The sequence below is a fragment of the Allostella sp. genome (assembly GCF_041913585.1).
GTDB lineage: Bacteria > Pseudomonadota > Alphaproteobacteria > ATCC43930 > Allostellaceae > Allostella.
Map to the genome: position 1 here is coordinate 1 of NZ_JAYSFE010000159.1, position 9,104 is coordinate 9,104.

8 protein-coding genes are annotated in these 9,104 nt (G+C 73.1%); 4 read left to right on the plus strand and 4 right to left on the minus strand.

Features of this window, described 5'->3' with window-relative positions; genetic code table 11:
• Positions 1 to 133 precede the first annotated feature (133 nt).
• From ACE3Q3_RS21280 to ACE3Q3_RS21290, 3 genes are read right to left on the minus strand one after another with little or no spacing between them, the layout of a single operon-like run.
• Positions 134 to 2,098 carry a tetratricopeptide repeat protein gene (locus tag ACE3Q3_RS21280; RefSeq protein ID WP_374449336.1) on the minus strand — a complete coding sequence of 655 codons (1,965 nt, stop codon included), beginning with the start codon at positions 2,096 to 2,098 and terminating at the stop codon, positions 134 to 136.
• Positions 2,095 to 4,635, minus strand: coding sequence for a tetratricopeptide repeat protein (locus tag ACE3Q3_RS21285; RefSeq protein ID WP_374449338.1), 2,541 nt, complete (start codon positions 4,633 to 4,635; stop codon positions 2,095 to 2,097). Before ACE3Q3_RS21285 ends, ACE3Q3_RS21280 begins: the two co-directional genes overlap by 4 nt.
• A gap of 21 nt (positions 4,636 to 4,656) precedes the next feature.
• Complete coding sequence (locus tag ACE3Q3_RS21290) at positions 4,657 to 5,373, minus strand: SDR family oxidoreductase (protein WP_374449340.1); 717 nt, start codon at positions 5,371 to 5,373, stop codon at positions 4,657 to 4,659.
• 345 nt (positions 5,374 to 5,718) lie between these two features.
• On the opposite strand from ACE3Q3_RS21290, the gene ACE3Q3_RS21295 reads away from it, so the two are divergent.
• Together ACE3Q3_RS21295 and ACE3Q3_RS21300 are read left to right on the plus strand one after the other, a co-directional pair.
• Positions 5,719 to 6,288, plus strand: a complete 570-nt coding sequence (locus ACE3Q3_RS21295; protein ID WP_374449342.1) for a helix-turn-helix domain-containing protein — start codon at positions 5,719 to 5,721, stop codon at positions 6,286 to 6,288.
• Positions 6,289 to 6,410: 122 nt separating this feature from the next.
• On the plus strand, positions 6,411 to 7,169 hold the full coding sequence (locus ACE3Q3_RS21300) for a hypothetical protein (RefSeq protein WP_374449344.1): 759 nt from the start codon (positions 6,411 to 6,413) through the stop codon (positions 7,167 to 7,169).
• On the opposite strand, the gene ACE3Q3_RS21305 is transcribed toward ACE3Q3_RS21300, so the two are convergent.
• On the minus strand, positions 7,103 to 7,864 hold the full coding sequence (locus ACE3Q3_RS21305; RefSeq protein WP_374449346.1) for a hypothetical protein: 762 nt from the start codon (positions 7,862 to 7,864) through the stop codon (positions 7,103 to 7,105). The genes ACE3Q3_RS21300 and ACE3Q3_RS21305 overlap by 67 nt on opposite strands.
• 108 nt (positions 7,865 to 7,972) lie before the next feature.
• Here ACE3Q3_RS21305 and ACE3Q3_RS21310 point away from each other — a divergent pair, with 108 nt between their 5' ends.
• Together ACE3Q3_RS21310 and ACE3Q3_RS21315 are read left to right on the plus strand one after the other, a co-directional pair.
• Positions 7,973 to 8,371, plus strand: coding sequence for a PadR family transcriptional regulator (locus tag ACE3Q3_RS21310; RefSeq protein ID WP_374449348.1), 399 nt, complete (start codon positions 7,973 to 7,975; stop codon positions 8,369 to 8,371).
• The coding region (locus ACE3Q3_RS21315; RefSeq protein ID WP_374449350.1) for an MFS transporter at positions 8,368 to 9,104 on the plus strand (737 nt) is incomplete at its 3' end. The genes ACE3Q3_RS21310 and ACE3Q3_RS21315, both read left to right, overlap by 4 nt.

The window sequence follows — 9,104 nt, forward strand, 5'->3', positions numbered from 1 at the left end:
GCCAGCGCCAGCGCCAGCCCGCGCATCGCCCCGCGGTCGGCGGGGTCGGCGGCCAGCGCCGCGCGGAAGGCCCCGGCCGCCTCGGGCCCGCGACCGGCGCGCAGCAGGTCCCAGGCCGCGGCGACGGCTCCGCTCACCGGCGGCCCTTGGCGGCGGCCGCGAGATAGGCCTCGAGCCCGGGCAGGTAGGAGCGGTCCTCGAAGATGCGGTGCTTGCCGCGCGCGACTTCGGCCCGGAGTTCGCCGCGCAAGCCGGGGTCGGCGCCGATGCGCGCCGCGAGCTCGACATACGCCTCGCGCGTCGCGACGATGGTCCGCGCGATGCCGGCCAGCCGCAGGATGGCGTCGGAATGGCGGGCGCGCATGGTCCGGCCCGGCCAGGTGACGACCGGCAGGTCGAACATCATCCCCTCGATCGTCGAATTGCAGCCGGACCAGCCGATCGAATCGAGGAAGATGTCGCTCGCCTGCGCACAGCCGGCGAAGCGCTCGGAACTGAGCCGGCCGAGGAAGCGGCAATGGACGGCGGCGTCGAGCCCGAAGGCCGCGAAGGCGCGGCCGATGCGCTGCTGGAAGGCGAGTTCCACCTTGGGGCCGTCGGGATGGCCGAGAAAGAGGAAGCGGGCCGCCGGCAGCCGGGCGGCGATCCGGGGAAAGACGTCGTCGTGCTCGGGGAGATACTTGTAGAGCGACTGGCAGCACCAGTAGAGCACGTGGTCCGGCCCGACCCCGAGCTCGGCCCGGGTGACGCGCTCCGGCGCCTTGGCGACCGGGATCGGCCGGCAGGAGAGGCCGGGCAGCCGGACGAGCCGCTCGGTGTAGTGCTGCTCGCCGTCCGCGGGCTCCATCATCGCGCTCGACAGGAAGTCGTCGACGGTCGGCATGCCGGAGGTCTGGGGATGGCCCCAGGAACTCGCCTGCACCGGCGCCAGCCGCATCGCGGCGAGTTGCATCGTCGTCGAATTCATGCCGATCTCGGGGATCAGCAGGACATGCAGCCGGTCGGCCCGGATGCGGCGGGCCCAGTCGGCGACGGACCGGCTCCCCTCGACGAACGCGTCGGCCAGCGACCGCGCCCGCGCGGTCTCGGCATCCGCGCCCTCGCCCGGGAAATAGGCATGGACCTCGAACCGGTCGCGGTCGAGATCCTCCAGCCATGCCCGGAGGCGCATCTTCCAGTTGGAGTGATGGCGGAAGAAGGCCGACAGGATGCCGACGCGGATGCGCTCGCCGGGCGCCGGCGGCCGCGGCGGCAGCGGCCGCACGAACTCCGGATGGCGGGCCGCGACGGCGCGGCAGAGGAGGCCGCCATAGACCGCCTGGAGGTCGCGGTCGACCTCGCCCTGGTAGGCGAGGAGGAACGGCTTGCGCGCGCCCAGGACCCGCAGCAGCTCGTCGACCGACGCCGGCAGCGGCAGGCGCTCCAGGGCGTGAAGGTCGCGGATATAGGCGGCGCGCGAGCGCTGGCGTTCGGCGGGGTCGGCATAGATGACCCGCAGGCGCGCGATGCAGGCGTTGAGGCGGCTCGTCAGGTCGTCCGGCCGCAGCCGCAGCGTCTCGTCGAAGATGCGCTCGGCCTCGTCCCACTCGCCGATGTAGTGATGGGCGTTGGCGAGGCTGTCGCGCACCGGCACCCAGTCCGGCCGGAGTTCCACCGCCCGCCGGAGCGCTTCCATCGCGGGCGCGCTCTCGCGCCGCAGCCACAGCGCGCTGCCGAGCGAGGCGAGGATGCCCGGATGGTCGGGAGCGAGTTCCAGACCGCGGCGGTACTCCCGGATCGCGCGCTCGCTGTTCCCGAGCCGCTCCAGCGCCCGGCCGAGTTCCCACCGCAGGTCGGCCGCGTCCGGGCCCGACGACAGCGCCGCCTCGATGCGCGCGACCGCTTCGGCGAAGCGGCCGGCGCGGGCGAGCAGGATGCCGTGGCGCCCGATCCAGGCCGGCAGGGGCGAAGGCCCCGCGACCGCGCGCTCGATCCAGGCAAGCGCCTCGGCGAAGCGGCCCTCGGCGCCGAGCGCCTCCGCCAGCGCCGCCATCCCCGGGCGATCGTCGGGACGCTGGCTGAGCCACGCCTCGCAACGGGCGACGGCGTCGGCGGTCACGGCGCCGCGCCCGCAGCCGCCAGCAGGTAGGCCTGGAGGCCCGCCGCCGGCGCGCGGTCCTCGGCGATGCGCCGGCAGCCGGCGGCGATGCGCGGCCGCAGTGCGGCGCGCCTCGCCGGATCGAGCGCCAGCCGCACCGCGAGGTCGACATAGGCCGACGGCGAGTCCGCGATCAATTCGTCCAGACCCGCCCGCCGCAGGATCGCCGCCGAATGGCGGCCGCGCATCAGACGGCCGGGCATCGTCACCACCGGCACTCCGGCCTCCAGCGCCTCGAGGGCCGAATTGCAGCCGGACCAGCCGACGGCGTCGAGGAAGACGTCGACCTGACGCGCAACGCCGGCGAAGCGCTCGGGCGGGAGCGTGCCGAGGAAGCGGCAGCATGCGCCGGCATCGAGCCCGGCGGCGGCGAAGGCGCCGCCGATGCGGTCGCGGAACAGGCGGTCGATCTCGGTGCCGACGGGATAGCCGAGGAAGAGGAACCGGGCGTGCGGAACGCGGGCGGCGATGGCGGGGAACAGGCGGTCATCGTCCGGGAGATACTTGAAGAGCGACTGGCAGCACCAGAAGAGAACCGCATCGGGCTCGACGCCGAGTTCGCCCCGCTCGACCGCGACCGGCACGACCGACGCCGGCAGCGGCCGGAACGACAGGCCCGGCAGGCGCACCAGCCGCTCGGTGTAGTGGTGGTCGCCGTCGCCCGGCTCCATCAGTTCGCTCGACAGGAAATCGTCGATGGTCGGCATGCCCGAGGTCTGGGGGTGGCCCCAGGAGGTCGCCTGAACCGGTGCCAGCCGCATCGCAGCCAGGCGTACGGTCGTCGGATCCATGCCGATTTCCGGGATGAGGAGGACGTGCAGCCGGTCGGCGCGGATCGTCTCCGCCCAGGCCTCGACGGTGCGGGAACCGTCGACGAAGCGATGGCAGAGGGCGCGCGCCCGCGCCGCCTCCGGCCCGTCGATCGCCTGGGTGTAGTAGGCGTGGACGGCGATCCGCGCCGGGTCGAGGTCCTCCAGCCAGCCGCGGATCGGGATCTTCCAGTTGGAGTGATGCCGGAAGAATCCGGACAGCAGGCCGACCCGGATCGGCCGGCCGGGTTCGACCGGCGGCCGCGGCGGCCGGATCGCGAAGCCGGGATGGCGGCGCGCCGTCACCCGGCAGACGAAGTCCCCGTAGAGCGCCTGCAGGTCGCGGTCGTTCAGGCCCTGGTAGGCAAGATAGAAGGGCTGGCTGGCGCCGATGGTCTCGGCCAGTTCGGCGAGCGCCGCCGGATCGTCGGGCAGCGCCATCGCCGACAGCGCCTCCAGGTCCCGGCGGTAGGCGGCACGGCAGCGGTCGCGCTCGGCCATGTCGCGATAGACGATCCGCAGCCGGGTGAAGGCCGCGCGCAGGCGCGTCGGCAGGTGGCCGGGCGTCCGCGCGAGCCCCTCCTCGAGCACCGCCTCCGCTTCCTCCTGGCGCCCCAGCGTGTGCAGCAGGCTGGCGAGATTGCCGCGCGCCCTGGCGTAGGCCGGCTTGATCCGCAGGGCCCGGCGGTAGAGCGCGACCGCCTCTTCCGCCCGGTCCTCGGCCTCCAGCGCGCTGGCGAGGTTGTTCAGCGCCTCGGCATAGTCCGGCTTGAGTTCGAGGGCCCGGCCGAACGCCGCCAGCGCCTCCTTCGGCCGCCCGGCGCGCTGGAGCGCGCTGCCGAGATTGTTGTGGGCGACGGGGTCGGCCGGCGCCAGGGCGACGGCGCGGCGAAAGCCCGCGATCGCCTCGTCCAGGCGTCCCGCGTCCTGGAGGGCGACGGCGCGGTTGTTGTGGGCGTTGCCGTCGTCCGGGTGACGGGCCAGCACGGCGTCGAAGGCGGCGATCGCCTCCTCCGCGCGCCCGAGATTGTGCAGCGCCACGCCGCGGCCGACGGCGGCCGGCGGAAAACCGGCGCGGAGGTCCAGGGCGCACGCGAAGGCGGCCAGCGCCGCGGCGGAAGCGCCGCTCCGGTTGAGGGCGTTGCCGAGGTTGACCCAGGCTTCCGGCACGGCCGCCCCATGCTCGGTCGCCTTGCGATAGGCATCGACCGCACCCTCGGGATCGCCCATGGCGTCGAGCGCCGTGCCGAGGTTGCTCCAGGCGGCGACGCGGCCGGGATCGGCGGCGACCACGGCCCGGAAGGCGGCGACGGCACCGGCGGCGTCGCCGGCGGCCAGCGCCGCCTCGCCGTGGGCGTGACGGAAGGCGAGGTTCGCGGGGTCGCGGGCCGTCGCCGTCGCCAGGGCGGTCGCCGCCTCGCCGTCGCGGCCGAGCCGGCGCAGCACCGCCGCCCGGTTGGCGTGCCAGCTGGCCGGAACCGCTCCGTCGCCGATTGCCCGGTCCATCTCGGCCAGCGCGTCGGCCCAGGCGGCGCGGGCGGCCAGCGCCAGCGCCAGGCCGTTGCGCGCGTCGCGCTGCCCCGGCAGCCGCTCCAGGATCATGCGGAAAAGCGCCTCGGCCTCCCCCGCCCGGCCGCTGCGCAGCAGGGCCAGCCCCTGGTCGATGGGGTCGGCAGCGCGCCCGGTCAAGGCAGCGCCCGCGTCCGCCGGTCAGCCGCCGACGCCCGCCACCGTCATGCCGCCGCAGACATGCAGCACCTGGCCGGTGACGAAGCCGCTCTCGCGGGCGAGGAAGAAGGCGACGGCGCCGGCCACGTCCTCCGGCCGGCCCATCCGCCGCATCGGGATGGCCGCGCGGATCGCCGCCGTGCGCGGGCTGTCGTCGGGATTGACGCGACGGAAGAGCTCGGTCGCGATCGGTCCCGGCGAGACGGCGTTGACCGTGATCCCGTGTGGCCCCAGTTCCAGCGCCCAGGTCTTGGTCAGCCCGTGCAGGGCCGCCTTGCTCGCGGCATAGGCAGTGCGCAGTTCCTTGCCGAGCGCCGCCCGGCTGGTGATGTTGACGATCCGGCCGAAACCGGCGGCGCGCATCGCCGGCAGCATTGCCTCGGCGCACTGGATCGCCGTGCGCACGTTGAGGTCCATCACCGCCTCCAGGTCGGCCGCCGTCTGCGCCTCGACGGCCGCCGGGCGAACCGTCCCGACATTGTTGACGAGGCGGGTGGCCCCGTGCTCGCCGGCGACCCGGGCGAGCGCCGCCGCGGTCGCCTCGCGGTCCGCGAGGTCGACCGGGACGAAGGTGCCGAGCGCCGCCGGCGGCGGGACGCGGTCGAGATTGACGACGTGGTAGCCCGCCCCGGCGAGGGCGACGGCGATGGCGTGCCCGATCCCCTGCGACGCCCCAGTGACGACGACGGACTCTGTCATGCGGCGACGCTATCCGGCCGGCTCGCCGGCCGCAACAATCCCCGCCCAATGCTCGCCACAGTGGCGGGTGAAGATTGCGAAGCGCCCGGCTTGCTCGACTTTTGCATTGTACCGGCCTGCCGTATGGTATACCAGCCGCGTGAACGACACCGACGAATATACAAAACATTCCTGTAGTGTCGAAGATCAGTAGTTTCGGTAATGGAATCCTCCAGGCATGTGGAAGATCCTCCCGCGGGGCGGAGCGATCGAACGCACGTTGCCGGGCATTCCGAACCGACTTGCGGCGTTCCCCAGCGTCATGAAAAGGTAGTCTCGATGCCTCGTTCCCCCGCCAACCAGTCCATGCGTATCCAGGCCCTGAAGGGGGCCGGCCTTTCGGACGTGGAGATCGCGACCAAGCTCCAGATCGGCCTGCCGACCGTGCGCCGGGTGCTGGCGCCGCCGGCGCCCGCCAGGCCGAGGGCGGTGAAGCCGCCGGCGGCGGAGCGGCCGCGGCGGCGCGTCGCGATCATCGACGGGCCGTCGCCGGTCGACGTCCATGTCGGCCGTCAGGTCCGGCTCTACCGCACCGTCGCCGGCCTGAGCCAGACGCAGCTCGCCGAGGCGATCGGGCTGACCTTCCAGCAGGTGCAGAAGTACGAGCGCGGCGGCAACCGCATTTCGGCCAGCAAGCTGGTGCAGATCGCGCAGGTTCTCGGCACGCCGGTCACCGCCTTCTTCGACGGCCTGGAGGCCGAGGCGACGAAGCCGCAGGAGCCGGGCATCATGCTGCGGCGCGAGGCGATCGAGCTGTCGCGCGCCTACGAGCGCATCGCCAGCTCCGACCTCCGCCAGTCGCTGATGGAACTCTTCCATCGGCTCGGCGACAAGCTCACCGCGCCCGCGCCCAAGGTGAGGAAGGCGGCGCGTTGAAGAAGATCCTCATCGACCGACGCGGGACGGCCCTGCCGGTCGAGCGAGGGCTTCGGCGAATCGCCCGGTACAAGCTTCCCATCGACAGCGACCCGGTCACGTTCGCGGTCCGACAACTGGGGATGATCGAGGTTGCCGTCGGGGAATTCGGCGCGCGCGTGCGGATGCGTCCCGCCATCGCCTCGTCCCGTGCCCTGTCGGAACTGTTCTTCCAGCTGGGCGACCTGCGGCCGCCGCGGTTCGTGCTGTCGCATTTCCAGGGGTTCTGGCGGGAGGAACTGGTTCCCGGCTACACGCCGCTCACGCGGCGCGTCGAGGAGCTGGTGTACGGCGTGCGCAGCCGCCATCCCGAGAAGGCATTCCACGCCGAGGACCAGCCGCTGGATCCGGACCAGTCGCTGATCCCGGCGCCGTTCGCGCGGCTGCTGCGCGAATGGGCGGCGCGCGGCGGACAGCTCCCGAGCAACACGGTGCTGCCCTTCCGGCGCTCCGGCTGCCTCGGCCGGACGACGCTGGTCGCCGAGGCGGGCGACAGCCGCATGGTCATCGCCTTCCGCGGCCGCCACCTCACCCACTACGGCGCCGCCGGCTGGACGCGCTATGTCGGGCAGCCGGTCGACCGCCAGCCCGACCTGCGCTTCTCCAGCGCCGCCAGCGCCATCTATGCCGAGGCGCACCTGCGCAACGTGCCCATCCTGCAGTCCTGCGAGGGGACGATCGCCGCCCCGTCGGGTGTCGGCCGGCGCAGCATCTACGACCGGCTGATCCTGCCGTGGCGGACCGCGGACGGGCGGCGCATGGTGTCGGGCGTCAGTCACCTCCGCGGCCGGGCCGACTGGAGAGACGTCGCGAACGCCGCGCAGTCCGCCAGCATTTCCTGACCCGACATCCAGACCCACGAAACGTCGAACGACCGCCCGTATCGGTTGCGGAAGCGCAATCCCGGATGCCGGTGCGGATAGCCATAGACCGCCTGCATGCCCCCATCCAGCAGCCGGTCGACGACGTGGCTGAAGAGGAAGTCGGGCTGCCAGCGCAGGTAGGCCCAGGACCGGCCGACCCGCGGCATGATGCGGCCGAGCCCGCGGCCACGGAAATCGCTCCGGATCCACAGACCGCCGACATAGGCGACCCGCCCGGCCACGCGCACCGGCATCGGCTGGGCCAGCGTCAGGTCCGAGCCCGGATGCCCGTCGCGCTCGGGCCGGTCGTAGAAGATGCGCGACGCCCGCCCCTCGGTCTCGAGGTCGGTCGCCTGCCACTCGAAGAGGCGGGCGGCATGGGTCAGCGCGACGTGGCCGTCGGCGTCGAGCCCCTCGATCCAGAAGGCGCGCTCGGGCGGCAGGGCGCAGTAGTCGACGTCGAGCTGGGACGGCAGCGGCCGGTCCTGGGCGAGGCCCGGGTCCTGGCGGTGGCGATCGCGCAGCGCGGCCATGTCGGCATGCAGCACGAGGCGGAGACCGCGGTCGCGCACCGCATCGACGGCGCCCTCCAGCACCGGTCCCAGCCGGGCGCGCAGTTCGGGCGTGGCCACCCCGGCGAAGGGGAATGTAGACTCTGCGTCGGCGTCGGACATGAGAGCAACCTATTAGTGTATACTTGTTCATCATACACCAATTACGCGCCGCTGGCGACTTGACGATGTGCAGCGGCCATGCATCATTCGTCGATGCATAGCCCATCGATGCCTGATCGCGTGCGCGACGCCCGGCGGCCAGCCGCCGACCTGACGAGCCGCGCCTACTGGAACGGCACGATCAAGATGAGCCTGTCGCGGTTCTTCATCCTGCGCGTCCTTCACCAACATCCGATGCACGGCTACGAGATCGCGCGCGCGGTCGCGGCGACGACGCGGGGCTGCTGCTCGCCGACCGAGGGCACCATCTATCCGGCCTTGCGCGAATTCGAGGCCGGCGGCTACGTCACTGCGGCGAGCGAGATGGTGGGCGGCCGCCAGCGCCGGGTCTACAGCCTGACCGACCGCGGCCGCGAGGCGTTCCGGGTCGCCGTCGCGGCCTGGATGGAGATCACCGACTGCCTGGGCGAGACCCGAGGGGTGGCCGGCGTCGGGTGCTCCCGGTGACCGGCGTCGCCGCCGCCGGGGCCACCGGGGACGCCCCGCGCCGCCGCAAGCCCCTCGGCCCGCACTGGTTCATCACCGGCCTCGGGATCGGCCAGATCGTCTCCTGGGGGTCGCTCTACTACTCCTTCCCGCCGATCGCCGAGGCGATGAGCCGGGACCTCGGCTACGACAAGACCCAGATCTACGGCGCCACCACCATCGGCCTGCTGATCGCCGCGCTCGCCGCCTATCCGATCGGCAGCGCCATCGACCGCGGCCGCGGCCGTGCGATCATGGTCGCGGGCTCGGCGGCGGGCGGCCTGCTGCTCGCCGGCTGGGCGCATCTCGAATCCCTGCCGGCCTTCTACCTGATGTTCGCCGGGCTCGGCCTGGCCCAGGCCATGACCCTCTACGAGCCGGCCTTCGCGGTCGTCGCCCGGCGCTTCGGGCCGGAGGCGCGGCGCGGCATCACCGCGCTGACCCTGTGGGGCGGCTTCGCCAGCACGGTCTTCGTGCCGCTGATCCAGTTCCTGCTCGACCGCATCGGCTGGCGCGACACGCTGCTCGTCCTGGCGCTCACCAATCTCGGCCTCAATGCGGTGCTCTACGGCTGGATCATCGACCCCCGCGCCGACCGCCCGCCGCCGCCGAAGCCGGCAGCCGCGGACGGCGGCAAGCGGACCGGGATCGTGCGCTGGGCGCTGCGCCAGCCGGCCTTCTGGGGCATCGCGCTGGCCTTCACCGCCTACTACGC